The 19,436-nt window shown below is 67.7% G+C and carries 19 protein-coding genes; 17 read left to right on the forward strand and 2 right to left on the reverse strand.

The window, feature by feature from the left end:
* Positions 1-34 precede the first annotated feature (34 nt).
* From OOT46_RS25705 to OOT46_RS25725, 5 genes are all read left to right on the forward strand, one after another.
* On the forward strand, positions 35-1,429 hold the full coding sequence (locus OOT46_RS25705) for an HlyD family type I secretion periplasmic adaptor subunit (RefSeq protein WP_265406478.1): 1,395 nt from the start codon (positions 35-37) through the stop codon (positions 1,427-1,429).
* Positions 1,430-1,640: 211 nt separating this feature from the next.
* A complete protein-coding gene (locus OOT46_RS25710) occupies positions 1,641-2,954 on the forward strand; it encodes a calcium-binding protein (protein WP_265406479.1) in 1,314 nt (437 codons plus the stop codon).
* Between the two features lie 187 nt (positions 2,955-3,141).
* Positions 3,142-3,723: a polyhydroxyalkanoate synthesis repressor PhaR gene (gene phaR / locus OOT46_RS25715; protein ID WP_265406480.1), complete on the forward strand. Its 582-nt coding sequence runs from the start codon at positions 3,142-3,144 to the stop codon at positions 3,721-3,723.
* A 55-nt stretch (positions 3,724-3,778) separates the two neighbouring features.
* Complete coding sequence (gene rimO / locus OOT46_RS25720; RefSeq protein WP_265406481.1) at positions 3,779-5,179, forward strand: 30S ribosomal protein S12 methylthiotransferase RimO; 1,401 nt, start codon at positions 3,779-3,781, stop codon at positions 5,177-5,179.
* 2 nt (positions 5,180-5,181) lie between these two features.
* Complete coding sequence (locus tag OOT46_RS25725) at positions 5,182-6,456, forward strand: cystathionine beta-lyase (protein ID WP_265406482.1); 1,275 nt, start codon at positions 5,182-5,184, stop codon at positions 6,454-6,456.
* Between the two features lie 36 nt (positions 6,457-6,492).
* On the opposite strand, the gene smpB is transcribed toward OOT46_RS25725, so the two are convergent.
* Positions 6,493-6,957 (reverse strand): SsrA-binding protein SmpB, encoded by a 465-nt coding sequence (smpB, locus tag OOT46_RS25730; RefSeq protein WP_265406483.1) that lies wholly within the window; start codon positions 6,955-6,957, stop codon positions 6,493-6,495.
* 47 nt (positions 6,958-7,004) lie between these two features.
* Between smpB and OOT46_RS25735 the strand changes: the two genes are divergently transcribed.
* Positions 7,005-7,457 carry a type II toxin-antitoxin system RatA family toxin gene (locus OOT46_RS25735; protein WP_265406484.1) on the forward strand — a complete coding sequence of 151 codons (453 nt, stop codon included), beginning with the start codon at positions 7,005-7,007 and terminating at the stop codon, positions 7,455-7,457.
* Positions 7,444-7,752 carry an RnfH family protein gene (locus tag OOT46_RS25740; protein ID WP_265406485.1) on the forward strand — a complete coding sequence of 103 codons (309 nt, stop codon included), beginning with the start codon at positions 7,444-7,446 and terminating at the stop codon, positions 7,750-7,752. The genes OOT46_RS25735 and OOT46_RS25740 overlap by 14 nt, the downstream gene beginning before the upstream one ends.
* A 42-nt stretch (positions 7,753-7,794) precedes the next feature.
* On the opposite strand, the gene OOT46_RS25745 is transcribed toward OOT46_RS25740, so the two are convergent.
* Positions 7,795-8,316, reverse strand: a complete 522-nt coding sequence (locus tag OOT46_RS25745; RefSeq protein WP_265406486.1) for a DUF4124 domain-containing protein — start codon at positions 8,314-8,316, stop codon at positions 7,795-7,797.
* Positions 8,317-8,491: 175 nt separating this feature from the next.
* On the opposite strand from OOT46_RS25745, the gene guaB reads away from it, so the two are divergent.
* The 10 genes from guaB (at position 8,492) to OOT46_RS25795 (ending at position 19,430) form a co-directional block, all read left to right on the forward strand.
* The gene (gene guaB, locus OOT46_RS25750) at positions 8,492-9,964 is read left to right on the forward strand and encodes an IMP dehydrogenase (RefSeq protein ID WP_265406487.1); all 1,473 of its coding nucleotides are present in this window, start codon (positions 8,492-8,494) and stop codon (positions 9,962-9,964) included.
* 69 nt (positions 9,965-10,033) lie between these two features.
* On the forward strand, positions 10,034-11,617 hold the full coding sequence (guaA, locus tag OOT46_RS25755; RefSeq protein WP_265406488.1) for a glutamine-hydrolyzing GMP synthase: 1,584 nt from the start codon (positions 10,034-10,036) through the stop codon (positions 11,615-11,617).
* Between the two features lie 368 nt (positions 11,618-11,985).
* Positions 11,986-12,240, forward strand: coding sequence for a FitA-like ribbon-helix-helix domain-containing protein (locus OOT46_RS25760; protein WP_265406489.1), 255 nt, complete (start codon positions 11,986-11,988; stop codon positions 12,238-12,240).
* Positions 12,241-12,660: a type II toxin-antitoxin system VapC family toxin gene (locus tag OOT46_RS25765; protein ID WP_265406490.1), complete on the forward strand. Its 420-nt coding sequence runs from the start codon at positions 12,241-12,243 to the stop codon at positions 12,658-12,660. It begins immediately after the preceding gene.
* 171 nt (positions 12,661-12,831) lie between these two features.
* Positions 12,832-13,053 carry a hypothetical protein gene (locus OOT46_RS25770; protein WP_265406491.1) on the forward strand — a complete coding sequence of 74 codons (222 nt, stop codon included), beginning with the start codon at positions 12,832-12,834 and terminating at the stop codon, positions 13,051-13,053.
* A gap of 34 nt (positions 13,054-13,087) precedes the next feature.
* The gene (tadA, locus tag OOT46_RS25775; RefSeq protein ID WP_265406492.1) at positions 13,088-13,672 is read left to right on the forward strand and encodes a tRNA adenosine(34) deaminase TadA; all 585 of its coding nucleotides are present in this window, start codon (positions 13,088-13,090) and stop codon (positions 13,670-13,672) included.
* 101 nt (positions 13,673-13,773) lie between these two features.
* A complete protein-coding gene (locus tag OOT46_RS25780) occupies positions 13,774-14,661 on the forward strand; it encodes an LD-carboxypeptidase (protein ID WP_265406528.1) in 888 nt (295 codons plus the stop codon).
* A 144-nt stretch (positions 14,662-14,805) separates the two neighbouring features.
* Positions 14,806-16,986 (forward strand): ABC transporter substrate-binding protein, encoded by a 2,181-nt coding sequence (locus OOT46_RS25785; RefSeq protein ID WP_265406493.1) that lies wholly within the window; start codon positions 14,806-14,808, stop codon positions 16,984-16,986.
* A gap of 1 nt (position 16,987) precedes the next feature.
* A complete protein-coding gene (locus OOT46_RS25790; RefSeq protein ID WP_265406494.1) occupies positions 16,988-17,971 on the forward strand; it encodes an ABC transporter permease in 984 nt (327 codons plus the stop codon).
* A gap of 13 nt (positions 17,972-17,984) precedes the next feature.
* Positions 17,985-19,430 (forward strand): ABC transporter permease, encoded by a 1,446-nt coding sequence (locus tag OOT46_RS25795; protein ID WP_265406495.1) that lies wholly within the window; start codon positions 17,985-17,987, stop codon positions 19,428-19,430.
* Positions 19,431-19,436 lie beyond the last annotated feature (6 nt).

Genomic DNA, 19,436 nt, shown 5'->3' on the forward strand with positions numbered 1-19,436 from the left:
CTCGCACCGCAGTGCGCAGCACGGAGGTTTCCCAATGAGCAGCGCCGCGAACTCGGCCTTCCCGTCGTCCTTCGGAACCGATCTGAGCTTGGCGCCTTCGCGCCGCCGTTCCACCGGGCCGGTCACCATCGCCGTGCTGCTGGCCGAGGCCGAGCCCAATGCCGAGCACGGTCGGGCCCTGCGCCTGCTGAGGCGGCGTGTGCTGATGCCGCTGGCGGTGGTGGCCTTGCTGGTGGGCGCGTGGTGCGCCTGGGCGCCGCTGAGCGGCGCCGTGGTGGCGGGCGGGCAGGTGCAGACCGAGCTGGGCCGCAAGGTCGTGCAGCACCAGGAGGGCGGCATCGTGCGTGAGCTGCTGGTGCGCCCGGGCCAGGCGGTCACCAAGGGCCAGCCGCTGATCGTCGTGGGCGACGTGCGCAGCGACGCGGCCTTCGACATGCTGAGCAAGCAGCGCGACGCCGAGCGCGTGCGCGCCGAGCGGGCCCGCGCCGAGCTCGCCTTCGCCCCCCGCGTCGATTGGCCAGCTGGCGCCGCCGACGAGGTGCTGAACCGCGAGCGGCAGCTCTTCGAGACGCGCCGCGAGGCCTTGCAGCAACAGCTCGCCGCGCTGCAGGCGCAGGAGAGCAGCGCCCGCTCCCGCATCACGGCACTGGAGGCTCAGCTGCAGTCCGCGAGCAAGGGTGCCCAGCTGGCGCGCGAGGAGCTCGAGATCAACATCCCGCTGGTCGAGAGCGGCTTCATCCAGAAAACCCGTCTGATGTCGATGCAGCGTTACGTCGCCGACCTCGAGGGCCGCGCCGAGGCCGCCCGCAGCGATCTGGCCGAGGCGCGCATGAACCTCAGCCGCCTGGCCCAGAGCGGCGCCGAGCTGCGGGGTGCCTACCAGCAGCGCGCCGCCGACGAACTCAAGGACGCCGTGGCGCGCCAGCGCGAGCTCGATGATCGGCTGCGCCCCACCCAGGACCAGATGGAGCGCCAGACCGTGCGCGCCCCGGTGGACGGCAGCGTGATGGCCTTGCGCGTCAGTGCGCCCGGCACGGCGGTGGGCCCGCGCGAACCGCTGCTGGAGATCGTCCCGGCCCGCGAGAACCTGGTCATCGAGTTGCGCGTCGAGCCGCACGACATCGACCAGGTCCGTGCCGGTGACGAGGCCGAGGTACGCCTGTCGGCCTTCGACGCTCGCGACACGCCGCTGCTGGCGGCCCGGGTGCTGTCGGTGGCGCCTGATGCACAGCAGGACAGCGAGACGCAGCGGTCCTGGTACAGCGCCCAGGTCGAGGTGACGGCCGAGGAGTTGGCGCGCCACCGCGGCCTGCGCCTGCAGGCCGGCATGCCGGCGGAGGTGTTCATCACCACACCGCCGCGCAGCCTGCTGCAGTACCTGCTGGAGCCGCTCGGCGTGTTCGGCCGCCGCGCGCTGCGCGAGCCGTGAGGGCTCGCGGCGGTCCCGGTGCCGGCCGGCACCGGCGCGATCTTGTTCCTGAAGAACCTTTCCTTCATCCGTCTGCTGCATCGGTCGGGGGGCGTTGCCCCGGCCCGGGCAGGGCGACAGGAAGGTCCCCTGTTGGGGGAACGGCGGCAAGCGGAGGTGCCGCCTCACCGCGGACGGGCAACCGTCCTTCTATCCACTCTCGGAGGAATACATGTCTATCATCAATGGCACGGATGCGAGCGAGACGCTGAACGACCTCGGCAGCGACTCCAGCTCCACGCTCAACGCCAACTGGTCCAAAGGTGAGGACCACATGAGCGGCGGTGCCGGCAATGACACCTACAACGTGAACTCGGGCGGAGACCGGGTGATCGAATCGGCCGGGCAGGGCGTCGACACGGTGGTGTCCCAGTTGCGCAGCTACACCCTAGGCAGCCAGGTCGAGAACCTCTCGCTGAGCAACATCCCCACCGAACTGGTGCGCTTGCCCGACGGCGGCAGCGAGCGGGTGCCGGCGGCGCAAATGGGCTACGGCAATCGGCTCGACAACGTCATCTACGGCAACGACCGCGACAACCTGCTGTCCGGGCTGGACGGCAACGACACCCTGCGCGGGCGGCTCGGCGAGGACACGCTCCACGGCGGCAACGGCGATGACTACCTCGACGGCGGCGAGGGCGACGACGTGCTGCTGGGCGGCAGCGGCAGCGACAAGCTGTATGGCGACTTCGGCGAGGACACCCTGCACGGCGGCCACGGCGACGACCGGCTGGACGGCGGCTCGGGCGCCGACGCGATGGTCGGCGGACGCGGCAACGACATCTACCTGGTGAACGACGCCGGCGACACCGTCATCGAAAGCGTGTTTTTCGGCGGCACCGACACGGTCCACAGCACCGTGAGCTACACGCTGGCCAGCTATGTCGAGAACCTGACGCTGGAGGCTTTCAGCGGCGATACCACGGGGCGCGGTAACGCGTCCGACAATGTCATCAACGGCAGCTACGGCGACAACCAGCTCTCCGGCCTGGGTGGCAACGACACGCTCAACGGCGAGCTCGGCAACGACCGCCTGGACGGCGGCGCCGGCAACGACACCCTGATCGGCCTGGTGGGCCGCGATGTGCTGACCGGCGGCACCGGCCAGGACCGCTTCGTCTTCAATGCCACCGGTGTGCAGCACGCCGACCACGTCACCGACTTCAGCCATGCCGACGACGGCATCGTGCTCGGCAACCAGCTGGACTGGGGCCTCAACGGCGCGCTCGACGCCGGCGTGCTGGGCCTCGCCTTCCTGAAGGACGTCGGCGCGGGCCAGACGCTGGCCGAGGGCTGGTTCTTCAAGGGGGCAGGCAAAACCGGCAGCATGGATGGCCAATACAGCGGCATCTATGTGAACACGCTCGACGGGCAGATCTGGTACAACCCGACCACCCAGGGCGGCGGCGACAGCCTGCTGCTGGGTAGCGTCTCGGTCGACGCCGCCAAGACCTTGGACGCCTCCGACTTCGTGTTCGGCGCCTGAGCGTCGCCCGTGCCGGGCAGGCCGCGGTCTGCCCGCACCACCCGCCGCCTGTTCCGCTGCCGGGCGCTGTGCTGCGCGCGCGGCAGCGGTTTTCCCCTGGGGAAACCCTCCTCCAAGCGACGCCCGACGCCACCCTAGAATCGTTGTGCTGTGCACCATCATGCTGCACGTCGTTGGAGATTCACGCATGGCTCAAGCCAAACGCAGTGCGGACGCGGGGCAGGATAAGCCCGAGTCCGGGGTTAGAACCTTGAAGAAATACCCCAACCGGCGCCTGTACGACACCGAGACCAGCAGCTACATCACGCTGGCCGACGTCAAGCAGATGGTGCTTGCCGGCGAGGATTTTGTCGTTCGCGACGCCAAGAGCAACGAGGACCTGACGCGCAGCATCCTGCTGCAGATCATCCTCGAGGAAGAGACCGGCGGCATGCCGATGTTCTCGACCGGCATGCTGGCGCACATCATCCGCTTCTACGGGCACACGATGCAGGGGCTGATGGGCGCCTACCTGGAGAAAAACATCCAGGCCTTCATCGACATGCAGAACCGCTTCGCGGAACAGTCCGCGGGCCTGTACGACACCAAGGGCTTCAACCCCGAGATGTGGACCCAGTTTCTCAACGTCCAGGCGCCCATGATGCAGGGCATGATGAGCAACTACCTGGAGCAGTCGAAGAACATGTTCGTGCAGATGCAGGAGCAAATGCAGAAGCAGGCCGAGTCGCTGATGCCGGGTTTCCCCGGTTTTCCTCCACAGAAGCGCTGAGCACGTTTTTCCCTGCGCCGGCGCGCCGCGGCCCGGATCGGCGAAAATCCCGGCCATGACACAAGATATCGCCACCGCCGCCCCGACTCCCACCACGGCAGCGGCCCCCAAGATCGGTTTCGTGAGCCTGGGTTGCCCGAAGGCCCTGACGGATTCCGAACTGATCCTGACCCAGCTCCGCGCTGAGGGGTACGAGACCTCCAAGACCTTCCAGGGTGCCGATCTGGTGATCGTCAACACCTGCGGTTTCATCGACGACGCCGTCAAGGAAAGCCTCGACACCATCGGCGAGGCCCTGGCCGACAACGGCAAGGTCATCGTCACGGGCTGCCTGGGTGCCAAGGCGGGCGAGGGCGGTGGCAACCTGGTGCGCCAGGTGCATCCCAAGGTGCTGGCCGTGACCGGCCCGCACGCCACCGACGAGGTGATGGACGCGGTGCACCTGCACGTGCCCAAGCCCCACGATCCCTTCGTCGACCTGGTGCCGCCGGCCGGCGTCAAGCTCACGCCCAAGCACTACGCCTACCTGAAGATCAGCGAGGGCTGCAACCACCGCTGCTCCTTCTGCATCATCCCCAGCATGCGCGGCGACCTGGTGTCGCGCCCGATCGGCGACGTGCTGGGCGAGGCGCAGCGTCTGTTCGAGTCGGGCGTCAAGGAGCTGCTGGTGATCAGCCAAGACACCAGCGCCTACGGCGTCGACGTGAAATACCGCACCGGTTTCTGGGACGGCAAGCCCGTCAAGACCAAGCTGCTGGACATGGTGCAGGCGCTGGCCGAGCTGGCCGAGCGCCACGGCGCCTGGGTGCGGCTGCACTACGTCTACCCTTATCCGCACGTCGATGAGATCCTGCCGCTGATGGCGGAGGGCAAGATCCTGCCCTACCTGGACGTGCCGTTCCAGCATGCCCATCCCGACGTGCTCAAGCGCATGAAACGCCCCGCCAACGGCGAGAAGAACCTGGAGCGTATCCTGCGCTGGCGCGAAATCTGCCCCGAGATCGTGATCCGCAGCACCTTCATCGCCGGTTTCCCGGGCGAGACCGAGGCCGAGTTCCAGTATCTGCTGGACTTCATGCGCGAAGCCCAGATCGACCGCGCCGGCTGTTTCGCCTACTCGCCGGTCGAGGGCGCGAGCGCCAACGAACTGGCGGGCGCCTTGCCCGACGAAGTGCGCGACGAGCGCCGCGCCCGCTTCATGGCCGTGGCCGAGCAGGTGTCGGCGGCCAAGCTGCAGCGTCGCGTCGGTGCCACCATGCAGGTGCTGGTCGACAGTGCGCCGGCCCTGGGCCGCAAAGGCGGGGTGGGGCGCAGCTACGCCGATGCGCCGGAGATCGACGGCACGGTGCGGCTGCTGCCGCCCGAGAAGGCCTCCAAGACCCTCAAGGTCGGTGAATTCACGCGTGCCCACATCGTCGCTGCCGAGGGTCACGACCTGATCGCGATGCCGGTCTGAGGATGAGCAAGTCCCGCCCGCTGTCGCCGCCCGCCGCCGCTTCCGACACCCCGGCCGTGTCCCGGCCGGGTGCCGAAGCCGCAGCTCCCTGCACCACCAGCACCGAGCTGATTCACCACCCCTATGTGCCGCCAGCGGGTTTCCAGGCCCTGGTGCCGGCGGTGCACAAGGCCTCGACGGTGGTGTTCCCGAACGTCGCGGCGCTGCGCGCGCGCAACTGGAAGGACAAGACCGGCTACACCTACGGCCTGCACGGCACGCCGACCACCTTCACGCTGGAGGAGCGCATCGCGACGCTCGAGGGCGGCCGGCAGACCCTGCTTGCGCCGAGCGGGCTGGCAGCCATCCTGCTGACTTTCGCGGCCCTGCTCAAGCAGGGCGACGAGGTGCTGATTCCGGACAACGCCTATGGCCCGGCGAAGGAGCTGGCGCGCCACGAACTGGCCGGCTGGGGCATCGCGCACCGCTTCTACGATCCGATGCAGCCGGCCGAGGCGCTGGCAGGGTTGATCAGCGAACGCACCCGGCTGCTGTGGCTGGAGGCGCCCGGTTCGGTGACGATGGAGTTTCCCGACCTGCAGGGCCTGGTGCGCGCGGGCCGCGCGCGCGGTGTGCTCACCGGGCTGGACAACACCTGGGGCGCGGGGCTGGCCTTCAATCCCTTCGTGCTCGGCACGCGGGACGAGCCGCTGGGCGTCGACCTCTCGGTGCAGGCGCTGACCAAATACCCCTCGGGCGGCGCCGACCTGCTGATGGGCTCGGTCACGACGCGCGACGAAGACCTGCACCTGAAGCTCAAGTTCACCCACATGCGCCTGGGCCTGGGTGTCGGCGCCAACGACGTCGAGGCCGTGCTGCGCAGCCTGCCGAGCGTGGCGCTGCGGTATGCCGCCCAGGACCGGGCGGCGCGCGAGGTGGCGGCGTTCCTGCAGCAGCGTCCCGAGGTCGTGCAGCTGCTGCACCCGGCCTTCGCCGGGTCGCCCGGGCACGAGCACTGGGCGCGCCACTGCGCCGCGGCGGCGGGCCTGTTCTCGGTGGTCTTCGACGCCCGCTACGCGCCGGAGCAGGTCGACGCCTTCGTCGATGCGCTGCGGCTGTTCAAGATCGGCTATTCCTGGGGCGGGGCGGTCAGCCTGGCGGTGCCCTACGAGGTGCCGAGCATGCGCAAGACCGGCTGGCCGCATGCGGGCGGCCTGGTGCGTTTCTCGATCGGGCTGGAGCGGCCTGAGGACCTGATTGCCGACCTCGGCCAGGCGCTCGCGCGGCTGCAAGGCTGAGCCGGGCGGGCAGGGCGGCCGCGCGTCGCGGCCGCCTCAGTCCTTGGGATTGGACGACACCTTGTGCCGCATCAGCCGGCCCTTCTCGCGTTCCCAGTCGCGCTTCTTCTCGGTCTCGCGCTTGTCGTGCTGCGCCTTGCCCTTGGCCAGCGCGATCTCGGCCTTCACGCGCCCGGCCTTGTAGTGCAGGTCCAGCGGCACCAGTGTGTAGCCCTTCTGCTCGACCTTGCCGATCAGGCGCCGGATCTCATCCTTGTGCATCAGCAGCTTCTTGGTCCGGTCGGCCTCCGGCCGTACATGGGTCGAGGCCGAGCGCAGCGCGTTGATGCGGCAGCCGATCAGGTAGAGCTCGCCGTCACGGATCACCACATACCCGTCGGTCAGCTGCACCTGGCCGGAACGGATCGCCTTGACCTCCCAGCCTTCGAGGACAACGCCGGTTTCGTGGCGTTCCTCAATCTGGTAGTCGAAGCGGGCTTTTCTGTTTTCAGCGATGGCCATGGGTGGGGGATTCTGTCTCAAGAGGCTAACTACAATGTGTGCATTCTATGAAGCACGTCAAGAAGTCCGTCCTGCTCTGGTATTCCGCGCAGGAGATCTACGAACTCGTGACCCGGGTGACCGACTATCCCCAGTTTCTGCCCTGGTGCGAAAAAGCCGAAATCCTCTCCGAAAAGCCGGATGGCATGACGGCCCGACTGACACTCGCCTACGCCGGCCTGCGCCATGCCTTCACCACCGAAAACACCCACGTACCGGGCGAGACGGTGGTGGTGAAGCTGGTGGACGGCCCCTTCTCGCTGCTGGAGGGCAACTGGCGCTTCAACACCCTGAGCGCCGGCAGCTCGGGCCCACCGGCCTGCAAGGTCGAGCTCGACCTGCGTTATGCCTTCTCCAGCGGCGCCTTGTCGGCCCTGGTCAGCCCGGTGTTCGACCGCATCGCCAACACCCTGGTCGATTCCTTCGTGCGGCGCGCCGAGCAGGTGTATGGCCCCCGTTGAGCCGGCCGGCCGTTGCCGCGTCGAGGTTGTCTACGGCGCGGCCCCCGGGACGGTGGAACGGCTCACCGTCGAGCTGGCGCCGGGCGCGACGGTGCTGCACGCGCTGAGGGCCAGCGGACTGCTGGAGCGGCACCCCGAGATCGACCTCGGCAGCCAGCGCATCGGCATCTGGGGACGGCTCAAGAGCTTGAGCGATCCGGTGCGCGACCGCGATCGGGTGGAAGTCTACCGGGGTTTGAAGGTCGATCCGAAGGAAGCACGGCGCCTGCGCCTGCGCGGGCAGAAGCAGCGCTGAGAGGACGGGGCGTCCGGCGCGGCGGGCGGCCGGGAGCGAGTTTTACTTGCAGTCGCTCGCGATGACCTGGCGATTGCGCTCGGCTTCCTTGGCACGCGCCGCGTCGTCGAGGATCTCGCGCTCGCCCTTGTCGTTGGTGCGCGCAATGCGGATGCCGCTGTCCAGCGTCTGCTGGTAGCTGCGGGCCCGCGCGCAGTTCTCGATGCGGGCCTTGGCGATGCGTTCTTCCTCGGCCTTCTGCTGGGCTTCCTTTTCCTGGGCGTCCTTCTTGCGACGCTCTTCGAGTTCCTTGTCGACGCCTGCCGGGGCCTTGGGCGCGGGCGGCTGGGCAGCGCTCTCGGGGGCCGAGGCGGCGACCGGCGCGGCGGCGGCGCTGCTGCGCTGGCCGGCCGGCCGTTGCAGGATGTCCCGCTCCGGCACGCTCGCCGGGGGCGGGCGGTCGCTGTACTGCACCTTGCCGCCGTTATCGCGCCACTTCCACTGGGCGGCGGCAGGAAGGCTCGCGCCCAGGCCGAGCCCCAGGCCGAGGGCGACGATCAGTACACCTTGCGAGACGAATTTCATGCGGCGCAGTGTAGCGGGGGCCCCCCGGCGCACCAAGTGCCGCACGAGCGCCGCGGGGATGCTCCGTGACCTATCGCACGCTCCGGCGCGCGCCGTGTTGACGCAGCCGCCGGCCGGCGGCTCGCGCCTCGCTCGCCGGATCCGTATAATTCGCTTTTGCGTCTGGAGCTTTCTCATGCGCCTGCTCGGTAAAGCGCTCACCTTCGACGACGTTCTGTTGGTGCCGGCTTTCTCCCAAGTGTTGCCCCGCGACACGTCCCTCAAGACCCGCCTTTCCCGCAATATCACCTTGAACCTGCCCGTCGTCTCCGCGGCGATGGACACGGTGACGGAAGCGCGCCTCGCGATCGCGATCGCCCAGGAAGGCGGCATCGGCATCGTCCACAAGAACCTGACGCCGAAACAGCAGGCGGCCGAGGTGGCCAAGGTCAAGCGCTACGAATCTGGCGTGCTGCGCGACCCGATCACGATCACGCCGGACGTGAGCGTGCGTCAGGTGGTGGAGCTGTCGCGCCAGCACGGCGTGTCGGGCTTCCCGGTGCTGCAGGGCAAGACGGTGGTCGGCATCGTCACCAACCGCGACCTGCGCTTCGAAACCCGCCTGGACGCGCCGGTGCGCGAGATCATGACGCCGCGCGAGCGCCTGGTGACCGTCAACGAAAGCGCCTCGCTGGCCGAGGGCAAGGCGCTGATGCACAAGCACAAGCTGGAGCGCGTGCTGGTCGTCAATGAGGCCTTCGAGCTGCGCGGGCTGATGACGGTCAAGGACATCACCAAGCAGACCACCTTCCCCAACGCCGCGCGCGACTCGCACGGCAAGCTGCGCGTCGGCGCCGCGGTCGGAGTGGGCGAGGGCACCGAGGAGCGGGTCGAGCTGCTGGTCAAGGCCGGCGTCGACGCCCTCGTGGTCGACACCGCGCACGGCCACAGCAAGGGCGTGCTGGATCGCGTCCGCTGGGTCAAGCAGAACTTCCCCGGCGTCGACGTGATCGGCGGCAACATCGCCACCGGTGCCGCGGCACTTGCGCTGGTCGAGGCCGGCGCAGACGCGGTCAAGGTCGGTATCGGCCCGGGCTCGATCTGCACCACCCGGATCGTGGCGGGCGTCGGCGTGCCGCAGGTCACCGCGATCGACAATGTCGCGACCGCGCTGCAGGGCTCGGGCGTGCCGCTGATCGGCGACGGCGGCATCCGCTATTCGGGCGACATCGCCAAGGCCATCGCGGCCGGCGCCAGCACGGTGATGATGGGCGGCATGTTCGCGGGCACCGAGGAAGCGCCCGGCGAGGTCATCCTCTACCAGGGCCGCAGCTACAAGAGCTACCGCGGCATGGGTTCGATCGGCGCGATGAAGGCCGGCTCGGCCGACCGCTACTTCCAGGAAAACGACGAGACCGTCAACCCCAACGCCGACAAGTTCGTGCCCGAGGGCATCGAGGGCCGCGTGCCCTACAAGGGCTCGGTGGTCGCCATCCTGTACCAGATGGCCGGCGGCCTGCGCGCCTCGATGGGCTACTGCGGCTGCGCCAGCATCGAAGAGATGCGCAACCGCGCCGAGTTCGTCGAGATCACCTCGGCCGGCATCCGCGAGAGCCACGTCCACGACGTGCAGATCACCAAGGAAGCGCCGAACTACCGGGTCGAGTGACCGGTAGTCAACAGAGCCCCAGGCAGCACGCGGTGCTGCCTTTTCCGTTTTTTGACACAGGCCCCGACCGTGCACGACAAGATCCTCATCCTCGATTTCGGCTCCCAGGTCACGCAGCTCATCGCCCGCCGGGTGCGCGAGGCGCACGTCTACTGCGAGATCCACCCCAACGACGTCTCGGACGATTTCGTCCGCGAGTTCAACCCCAAGGGCGTGATCCTCTCGGGCAGCCACGCCAGCACCTACGAGTCGCATGACCTGCGCGCGCCCAAGGCGGTGTTCGAGCTCGGCGTACCGGTGTTCGGCATCTGCTACGGCATGCAGACCATGGCCGAGCAGCTGGGCGGCAAGGTCGAATGGAGCGACCACCGCGAGTTCGGTTATGCCGAGGTGCGTGCGCACGGGCACACCCAGCTGCTGGAGGCCATCGAGGACTTCTCGACCGCCGAGGGCCACGGCATGCTGAAGGTCTGGATGAGCCACGGCGACAAGGTCACCGGCCTTCCGCCGGGCTTCGTGCGCATGTGCTCCACGCCGTCCTGCGAGATCGCCGGCATGGCGGACGAGGCGCGGCGCTACTACGCGGTGCAGTTCCACCCCGAGGTAACGCACACGCTCAAGGGCCGCGACATGCTCAACCGCTTCGTGCTGCAGATCTGCGGCGCCAGGCCGGACTGGGTCATGGGCGACTACATCAGCGAGGCGGTGGCCCGCATCCGCGAGCAGGTGGGTGACGAGGAGGTCATCCTGGGCCTGTCCGGTGGTGTCGATTCCAGCGTCGCGGCGGCCTTGATCCACCGGGCCATCGGCGACCAGCTCACCTGTGTTTTCGTCGACCACGGCCTGCTGCGCCTGAACGAAGGCCGGATGGTGATGGACATGTTCGCCCGCAACCTGGGCGTCAAGGTGGTCCACGTCGACGCCAGCGCCCAGTTCATGGGCCACCTCGCGGGCGTCAGCGACCCGGAGGCCAAGCGCAAGATCATCGGCCGCGAGTTCGTCGAGGTGTTCCAGGCCGAGGCGAAGAAGCTGACCAAGGCCCAGTGGCTGGCCCAGGGCACCATCTATCCCGACGTGATCGAGTCGGCCGGCGGCAAGAACAAGAAGGCCACCACCATCAAGAGCCACCACAACGTCGGCGGCCTGCCCGAGACCCTGGGCCTGAAGCTGCTGGAGCCGCTGCGCGAGCTGTTCAAGGACGAGGTGCGCGAGCTGGGGGTGGCGCTGGGCCTGCCGCACGAGATGGTCTACCGCCATCCCTTCCCGGGCCCCGGGCTGGGCGTGCGCATCCTGGGCGAGGTCAAGCGCGAGTACGCCGAGCTGCTGCGCCGCGCCGACGCGATCTTTATCGAGGAGCTGCGCAACACCACCGACGGCCCCAGCGGCAAGACCTGGTACGAGCTGACCAGCCAGGCCTTCGCGGTGTTCCTGCCGGTCAAGAGCGTGGGCGTGATGGGCGACGGGCGCACCTACGACTACGTGGTGGCGCTGCGCGCGGTGCAGACCAGCGACTTCATGACCGCAGACTGGGCCGAGCTGCCCTACAGCCTGCTGAAGCGGGTCTCGGGCCGCATCATCAACGAGGTGCGCGGCATCAACCGGGTGACCTACGACGTCTCCTCCAAGCCGCCGGCGACGATCGAGTGGGAGTGAGGCAGGCGCGGCCGGTGGCCGTGCCCAATGTGGCAAGGTCCGGTTCACCTGGGTTCAGAGATCTTGACCCACTTGGCGCCGCGACCCTTGTCCGCCGGAGCGACATGGCCAGCGGCACGAGCACGAGGGGGGGCGGCCAGACGCTGATCCAGCGCCAAGGCGTACCGCTGAGTCAGGTCGGCCATCGCGGTCGGTTCGAGGACTCGGTGGATTCGATGAGGGCCATCTGACGCAGGTCGTTCAACGCTTCCAGCGATTGCGCTGCGGGCGCGTCTTCTCCAGGAAGAGTTGCGGCGTTTGACGATTGCACCGATGACTGCATGATTCTATGATTGCAGTCACGGAAAGCAAAAGAGGAGTGTTGAATTATGGCCATCCTGACGGTAAGGAATGTGCCGGATGACGTGCATCGCGCTTTGCGCGTGCGGGCGGCTCAGCACGGTCGCAGCACGGAGGCGGAGGTGCGCGAGATTCTGGCAGCCGTGGTCAAGCCGGAGAAGCGTGTGCGTGTGGGGGAAGCCCTGGCAGCCATCGGCCGCAAGATCGGTCTGACCCATGAAGATGTCGCCGTCCTCGAGAGTGTGCGCGACAAAACGCCGGCCAAACCCTTGAGCTTTGATTGAATGATCGTCCTGGATACCAATGTCGTTTCCGAGGCGATGAAGCCGGAGCCAGACGCGGCCGTGAGGGCCTGGCTGAACGAGCAGGCGGCGGAAACCTTGTATCTGTCGAGCGTCACACTGGCCGAGTTGCTGTTTGGCATCCGGGCGCTGCCGGCGGGCAAGCGCAAGAACCTGCTCGACCGCGCTCTGACCGAACTGCTGGAGCTGTTCAAGGATCGGGTCCTGCCGTTCGATACGGATGCAGCGCGTCACTATGCCGACCTGGCCGTGATGGCCAAGAACGGCGGGCGCGGCTTCCCGATGCCAGACGGCTACGTCGCGGCCGTTGCCGCATCACGGGGCTTCATCGTGGCATCACGCGACACATCGCCCTATGAAGCGGCCGGCGTGACTGTCATCAACCCCTGGAAGGATGCATAGGACCAGAGACACCCCATAAGGGCCGAGAACGGAACCACCGTAGTCCGGGCGGTCTGCCTGCAAGGGCTCGGGACCTTGGGGCCGGGACGGTAAACTCCGCCCTCGCTCAAGGACGTGGTCCGCGAGCGAACGCAGCCTGTTGGAGGCGATAGGGAAGTGGTAGGAGAGATCATGCGAGCCTTGTTCAGTGTGGCAGCCCTGCTGGTCGTGCTGGCCGTCATCGGCGTGTTGCTCAAGAAGCAAATGGCGGCGGTGAAGGTGCCGTCCGTCACTTCCTCCGATCCGGCCGCCAGCAGTTCGCAGCGCCTGCCCCCCGGCGAGCAGATGCGCCAGCTGCAGAAGGACCTGGACCAGGCCATGCAGCAGGCCCCGCGCCGTATCGACGACGAATGATGATCGCCACCGGCTCCCGGTTGTTGGCCCTGCCATGAACGAGCTGCTTGCCGCCGACGAATACGCGATGCGCATCGCGCTGGACCAGGCGCAGAACGCCTGGCTGGTCGGCGAGGTCCCGGTGGGCGCCGTCATCATGCGCGAAGGCAAGGTGATTGCCACCGGCTACAACCGGCCCATCACCGAGCACGACCCGACCGCGCATGCCGAAATCGTCGCGCTGCGCCATGCCGCGCAGTTGCTCGGCAACTACCGGCTGCCCGAGTGCGAGCTCTACGTCACGCTGGAGCCGTGCGCGATGTGTGCGATGGCGCTGATGCACGCCCGCTTCAAGCGGGTCGTGTTCGGCGCGCTCGACCCCAAGACCGGTGCGGCCGGCTCGGTGATTGACCTGTTCGCCCAGCGTCAGCTCAACCACCATACCCTGGTACAGGGCGGTGTGCTGGCCGATCCTTGCGGGCGTATGCTGCGCGAGTTTTTCGCCGAACGGCGCGCGCTGCACCGCAGCCGTCGCGCGGCCGGCGCCCCCCTGCCTCTCGAAGACAGTTCGGTCCTGTCGGTCGAACCCATCCCGACCGGCGATGTCAGCGAACTGCCCGACCCGGAGACCAAGTTTTGACCGCTCCCCAGCCGAAGCGACAGCCCGCGCGTGATCCCGATCCTGACCATGGTCACGACGGACACGACTGCGACGAGCACTGCCACCTTCATGACGGCCCGCTGTCCTTGACCATTTTCTCGCCCTCGGGCGTGGTGGCCCAGGGTTCGGCCCTGAAGCTGGCGGTCAAGCGCCTGCGTGCCCACGGCATCGAAGCCACACTCGACGAGAGCGCGCTGGCCAAGTACCAGCGTTTCGCCGGCGACGACAACACGCGCCTGGACGCCATCCACCGCGTCGCACGCAGCGGCGTCTCGGTCGCCCTGGCCGCGCGCGGCGGCTACGGCCTGACGCGCCTGCTCGACCGCATCGACTTCGACCTGCTGCTGCAAAGCATCGAATCCGGGACCCGCTGGGTCGGCCACAGCGACTTCACCGCGCTGCAGCTGGCGCTGCTGGCGCGGCACAAGGGCGCCCGCACCTGGGCCGGGCCGCTGGCGGCCTACGACCTGGGTGGCGAGAGCGTCGACGAGGTGACCGAGGCCTGTTTCCTCGAAGCCATGCGCGGGGAACTGGAGGCGGTGGGTTTCCGCACCGAGGCTGGTTTCGACGGCCTGGAGCTCAAGGGCACGCTCTGGGGGGGCAATCTCAGCGTGGTCAATGCGCTGCTGGGCACGCCGCACTTCCCCAAGGTCAAGGGCGGCATCCTGTTCCTTGAAGACGTCAACGAGCACCCCTACCGCATCGAGCGTTGCCTGCTGCAACTGCACCAGGCCGGGGTCCTCGATGCGCAGAAGGCCGTCGTGCTCGGCCGCTTCACCGACTACAAACCCTCGCCTCTGGACCGGGGCTACACGCTCAAGAGCGTGGTCGAGCACCTGCGCGGCCTCACGCAGGTGCCCATCCTGACCGGACTGCCCTTCGGCCATGTGCCGACCAAGGTGACAGTTCCTGTCGGTGCCAAAGTGCAACTCGTGGTGCAAGGCAGGGAAGTCCTGCTGGCCTGGTAAGAAAGTTGCATGGCATTCTCCGGTTGAGGGGCCGTCAGGCCCCCTTGTACAGGAGGATGCCCTATGTCGTGTTGCCCGCCGCCTTGTCTTCCCCCCAGCGCCGCCTGGCGGTTTCGCGTCCGGCGATGGGGAAGTGCGGTGTGCATGGCCTTGGCATTGGCCGGCTGCAACAACAGTCCGCATCCCGGTGACGCGGCCGCCCAGAACACCTTGTTCTCGGCCTTCGCCGAGCGCTCCCCCAAGTACCTGGACCCCACCGCGTCGTACTCCAACAACGAGACGCCCTACACCTATCAGGTCTACGAACCGCTCTACGGCTACCACTATCTCAAAAGGCCGTATGAGCTGATTCCCAGGGCCGCCGCGGCGGTGGTGCAGCCGCGTTATCTCGACAAGAACGGCCACCCGCTGCCGCAGGATGCGCCGGGTGACGCGATCGCCGAGAGCGTCTACGACGTGCCGATCCGCAAGGGCATCCGCTTCGCGCCGCACCCGGCTTTCGCCACCGACGCACAGGGCCGCTACCTGTACCACCGCGTGACGCCTGAGCAACTCGGGGACAAGCGCACCCCCTGGGACTTCGAGCAGAGGGGGACCCGCGAGCTGACGGCCGAGGACTTTGTCTACGCCCTCAAGCGCCATGCCACCCCCCGCATCAAGGCCCCGGTGTTCGGCGTCTTTTCCGAGTACGTGGTGGGCCTCAAGGAATACGGGGAGCTGATCCGCGCCGAGGACAAGAAGCTGCGCGCCGGCCAGGACCCGTCCAGCCTCGACAACCCCTTCCTCGATTTCCGCAAGTACCCGCTGGAGGGTGTGCAGGCGGTGGACCGCTACACGGTGCGCTTCCGCATCAAGGGCAAGTACCCGCAGTGGAAGTACTGGCTGGCGATGACCTTCATGGCGCCGGTGCCCTGGGAGGCCGATGCCTTCTACGCCCAGCCCGGCATGGCGGCGCGCGGCCTGTCGCTCAATGTCTGGCCGGTGGGCACCGGTCCCTACATGATGTCCGTCTACGAGCAGGACCGGCGTCACGTGCTGGTGCGCAACCCCCATTACCGGCACGACCCCTACCCCTGCGAGGGCATGCCGGGCGACAAGGAAAAAGGCTTGCTCGACGACTGCGGCAAACCCATGCCCTTCATCGACAAGCTGGTCTTCACGATGGAGAAGGAGAATGTGCCGGTGAAGGCCAAGTTCCGTCAGGGCTACTACGACGTGCCCGAGGTCGAGCGGCCCGAGTACGGCATCGAGTTCGCGCTGGAGATGCGGGACTCCCCGGCGGTGGAGGAGGAGTACAAGGCCAAGGGCTTCCAACTGCCCCGCAACGTCGACCTCACGAACTGGTATGTCGGCTTCAACTGGCTCGACCCTGTGGTGGGCAAGGGCGATACACCGGAGCGCCAGGTGCGCAACCGCAAGCTGCGCCAGGCCCTGTCGATCGCGATCGACTGGGAGGAGTACGCGCGGGTGTTCCCGAGAAAGGGCGGCGAGACCGCGATGTCGCCGCTGCCGGCCGGCATGTACGGTTCCCGCCACGGCACCTTGGCCGGGGTCAACCCGGTGACACACCAGGTCGTCGACGGTCAGGTGGTGCGCCGCTCGCTCGACGAGGCGCGCCGATTGCTGGCCGAGGCCGGCTACCCCAACGGCCGCGACGCGAGCTCGGGCCAGCCGCTGGTGTTGCACTACGACTACCAGCGCGTGCCGACGCCGGAGCTCAAGTCCGAGCTGGACTGGATGGTCAAGCAGTTCGCCAAGCTGGGTGTGCAGCTGGAGATCCGTGCCACCGACTACAACCAGTTCCAGGACAAGGTGCGCAAGGGCGTGCAGCAGATCTTCTGGTGGGGCTGGCTGGCCGACTACCCGGACAGCGAGAACTTCCTGTTCCTGCTCTACGGCCCCAACAGCAAGGCGAAGTTCGACGGCGAGAACACCGCGAACTATGTCGATCCGGAGTACGACAAACGGTATGCCCAGCTGCGTTTCATGGACGACGGCCCCGAGAAGCAGAAGGTGATCGACGAGATGAGTGCCATCCTGCAGCAGGATGCGCCTTGGACCTTCGGATTTTTCCCCTACACCTCGGGCGCCTACCAGTCCTGGGTGCACAACGCCAAGCCCAGCATGATGATCCGTGACCAGCTGCGCTATTTCCGGGTCGATCCCGAGACCCGGGTGGCCCGGCAGCGCGAGTGGAACAGGCCGATCTGGTGGCCGGTGGCGCTGCTCGCTCTGGGAGGGGTATGGCTGGTCTGGCGGACGCGCGCCAGCGTGCGCGAACGCGATCGCGTGACCGCCAGGGGCGAAGTGCTGAAGGAGGCCTGAGGTGCTCAACTACATCATCCGCCGCATCGTCTACGGCTTCCTGATCCTGCTGGGCGTCAACCTGCTGACCTTCACGCTGTTTTTCACGGTCAACACGCCCGATGACATGGCCCGCATGAACATTGGCGGCCAGCGCATCACGGCCGAGCAGATCCACAAGTGGAAGGTCGCGCGCGGCTACGACAAGCCGCTCTACTGGAACGAGGACCAGAAGGGCCTTCAGCAACTGACCGACACGGTGTTCTGGGACCGCTCGGTCTCGCTGTTCAGCTTGAACTTCGGTCGCGCCGACGGCGAGAGTGCCGGCGACATCGGGCACCAGGTGGTGCGCCGCATGGGCGTGAGCCTGCAGCTGGCGGTGCCGCTGTTCCTGCTGCAGGTCGTGGCGAGCACGGCCTTCGCGCTGCTGCTGGTCTTTTTCAGGAGCAGCCGCATCGACTTCTGGGGCGTCGTGCTGTGCGTGCTCATGCTCTCGATCTCCAGCCTGTTCTACATCATCTTCGGCCAGTACCTGTTCTCGAAGGTGCTGCGGCTGGTGCCGATCTCGGGCTACGCCGGCGGGCTGGACGCGGTGAAGTTCCTGATCCTGCCAGTGCTCCTGTCCTTGCTGTCGCGGCTGGGCGGCGAGGCGCGGCTTTACCGGGCCATGTTCCTCGAGGAGGTCGGCAAGGACTATGTGCGCACTGCCCGCGCCAAAGGCCTGGCCGAGCACGTGGTGCTGTTGCGCCACGTGTTGCGCAACGCGCTGATCCCCATCATCACCAGCGCCGGCTCCTACCTGCCTTACGTTTTCCTCGGCAGCCTGGTGTTCGAGAGCTTTTTCGGCATCCCGGGCCTGGGGGCCTATGTGATCGAAGCCATCGGGGCGCAGGACTTCGCCATCGTGCGCACGATGGTCTTCCTCGGGTCGCTGCTCTACATCGCGACCTATGTGTTGATCGACATCGCCTACACCTGGGTCGATCCCCGGGTGCGGCTGGCTTGAGGGGAAGCACGAGATGGGTTTCAAGCTGGTTTTCCTCTGGACCGACCTGGTGCTGTGGGCGCTGTTGGCGGCGCTGGTCTTTTACGTCTGGCACGTGCGGCGCCGGCCGCCGATGCGCGAGAAGTGGGCCCAGGTCTTCAGCGACGCCTCGTCGATGTGCTCGGCGGTGGTGCTGGTCGTTTTCCTGATGGCGGCGGTGGCCGACAGCGTGCACTTTCGCCGCGCACTGCCGTCGGCCGGCGAGGGCCAGCAGCTGGCCTACGACCCGCGGGTCGAGTCGCTGCTGGATCTGGCGATGGCGCGCCAGATCGCGATGCGCGAGCCCTCGTACTCGTCGCCGCTGGCCTGGCAGGGTTTCGTGAAGGACAGCATCGCGACCGGAGGCGGCACCGAGCGCGCCTTTCCGCGCCTGCCGCATGCCGGCTCGCACCTTCAGGACCCGGCGACACAATGGGCTGGCGACGTGACGCAGCGGGGCCTCGCCGGCGCGGCGCTGGGCGCGCTGGCGGCAGCGGCCGTGATCGCGCTCGGCATCGCCCTCGGGGCACGCCGGCAGGCCATGACCTGGAAGGCCATGGCCGGCCTTCTGTGGCGCGACCAGACCGCCTTGCCGTGGCGCGCGGCGGCTGTCACCTTCACGCTGCTGGCGGTGGTCGCCGGCGCCTGCACCGGCTGGATGGGCCACTACCATGTGCTGGGCACCGATCGCACCGGCAACGACGTGCTCTACCAGGCGCTCAAGAGCGTGCGGACCGCCTTCGTGATCGGCTCGCTCGCCACCATCGCGACCTTGCCCTTCGCCATCGGGCTGGGCGTCGCGGCGGGCTATTTCAAGGGCTGGGTCGACGAGGTGATCCAGTACCTCTACACCACGCTGTCCTCGGTTCCCAACGTGCTGTTGATCGCGGCCTGCGTGCTGATGGTGCAGGTGTTCATCGACAAGAACCCGCAGCTGTTCCAGACCGGTGCCGAACGCGCGGACCTGCGCATCCTGCTGCTGTGCCTGATCCTGGGCGTGACCGGCTGGGCTTCGCTGTGCCGGCTGCTGCGGGCCGAGACGCTGAAGCTGCGCGAGCTCGACTTCGTGCAGGCCGCCACGGCCTTCGGCGTCGGGCCGCTGCGCATCATGAGCCGGCACATCCTGCCCAACGTGATGCACCTGGTGCTGATCACGACGGTGCTCGAATTCTCGGCGCTGATCCTCTACGAGGCGGTGCTCTCCTATGTCGGCGTGGGCGTCGAGCCGTCGATGAACAGCTTCGGCGGCATGATCAACCTGGCGCGCAGCGAGCTCTCGCGCGAGCCCACCGTGTGGTGGTCGGTGGGCGCGGCCTTCGCCTTCATGGTCACCCTGGTGCTGGCGGCCAATCTTTTCGCCGACGGCGTGCGTGAGGCCTTCGATCCGCGCGGACGTGCCTGGCGCGCCCGCCTCGGCACCCGCAACCGTGCGACCGCGTGAGGACCC

It is taken from the genome of Aquabacterium sp. A7-Y (genome assembly GCF_026153205.1).
In the GTDB taxonomy this organism is placed as follows: Bacteria; Pseudomonadota; Gammaproteobacteria; order Burkholderiales; family Burkholderiaceae_C; genus Caldimonas.

What these genes read in the sequence shown, in the direction of transcription:
- OOT46_RS25735 (WP_265406484.1), top strand. Translation starts at nt 7,005, where the DNA reads ATGAAGCACGTCAAGAAGTCCGTCCTGCTCTGGTATTCCGCGCAGGAG.
- OOT46_RS25705 (WP_265406478.1), top strand. Translation starts at nt 35, where the DNA reads ATGAGCAGCGCCGCGAACTCGGCCTTCCCGTCGTCCTTCGGAACCGAT.
- OOT46_RS25760 (WP_265406489.1), top strand. Translation starts at nt 11,986, where the DNA reads ATGGCCATCCTGACGGTAAGGAATGTGCCGGATGACGTGCATCGCGCT.
- rimO (WP_265406481.1), top strand. Translation starts at nt 3,779, where the DNA reads ATGACACAAGATATCGCCACCGCCGCCCCGACTCCCACCACGGCAGCG.
- OOT46_RS25770 (WP_265406491.1), top strand. Translation starts at nt 12,832, where the DNA reads ATGCGAGCCTTGTTCAGTGTGGCAGCCCTGCTGGTCGTGCTGGCCGTC.
- phaR (WP_265406480.1), top strand. Translation starts at nt 3,142, where the DNA reads ATGGCTCAAGCCAAACGCAGTGCGGACGCGGGGCAGGATAAGCCCGAG.
- OOT46_RS25710 (WP_265406479.1), top strand. Translation starts at nt 1,641, where the DNA reads ATGTCTATCATCAATGGCACGGATGCGAGCGAGACGCTGAACGACCTC.
- OOT46_RS25740 (WP_265406485.1), top strand. Translation starts at nt 7,444, where the DNA reads ATGGCCCCCGTTGAGCCGGCCGGCCGTTGCCGCGTCGAGGTTGTCTAC.
- OOT46_RS25765 (WP_265406490.1), top strand. Translation starts at nt 12,241, where the DNA reads ATGATCGTCCTGGATACCAATGTCGTTTCCGAGGCGATGAAGCCGGAG.
- OOT46_RS25725 (WP_265406482.1), top strand. Translation starts at nt 5,182, where the DNA reads ATGAGCAAGTCCCGCCCGCTGTCGCCGCCCGCCGCCGCTTCCGACACC.
- guaB (WP_265406487.1), top strand. Translation starts at nt 8,492, where the DNA reads ATGCGCCTGCTCGGTAAAGCGCTCACCTTCGACGACGTTCTGTTGGTG.
- OOT46_RS25745 (WP_265406486.1), bottom strand. Translation starts at nt 8,316, where the DNA reads ATGAAATTCGTCTCGCAAGGTGTACTGATCGTCGCCCTCGGCCTGGGG.
- smpB (WP_265406483.1), bottom strand. Translation starts at nt 6,957, where the DNA reads ATGGCCATCGCTGAAAACAGAAAAGCCCGCTTCGACTACCAGATTGAG.
- OOT46_RS25785 (WP_265406493.1), top strand. Translation starts at nt 14,806, where the DNA reads ATGGCCTTGGCATTGGCCGGCTGCAACAACAGTCCGCATCCCGGTGAC.
- tadA (WP_265406492.1), top strand. Translation starts at nt 13,088, where the DNA reads ATGAACGAGCTGCTTGCCGCCGACGAATACGCGATGCGCATCGCGCTG.
- OOT46_RS25795 (WP_265406495.1), top strand. Translation starts at nt 17,985, where the DNA reads ATGGGTTTCAAGCTGGTTTTCCTCTGGACCGACCTGGTGCTGTGGGCG.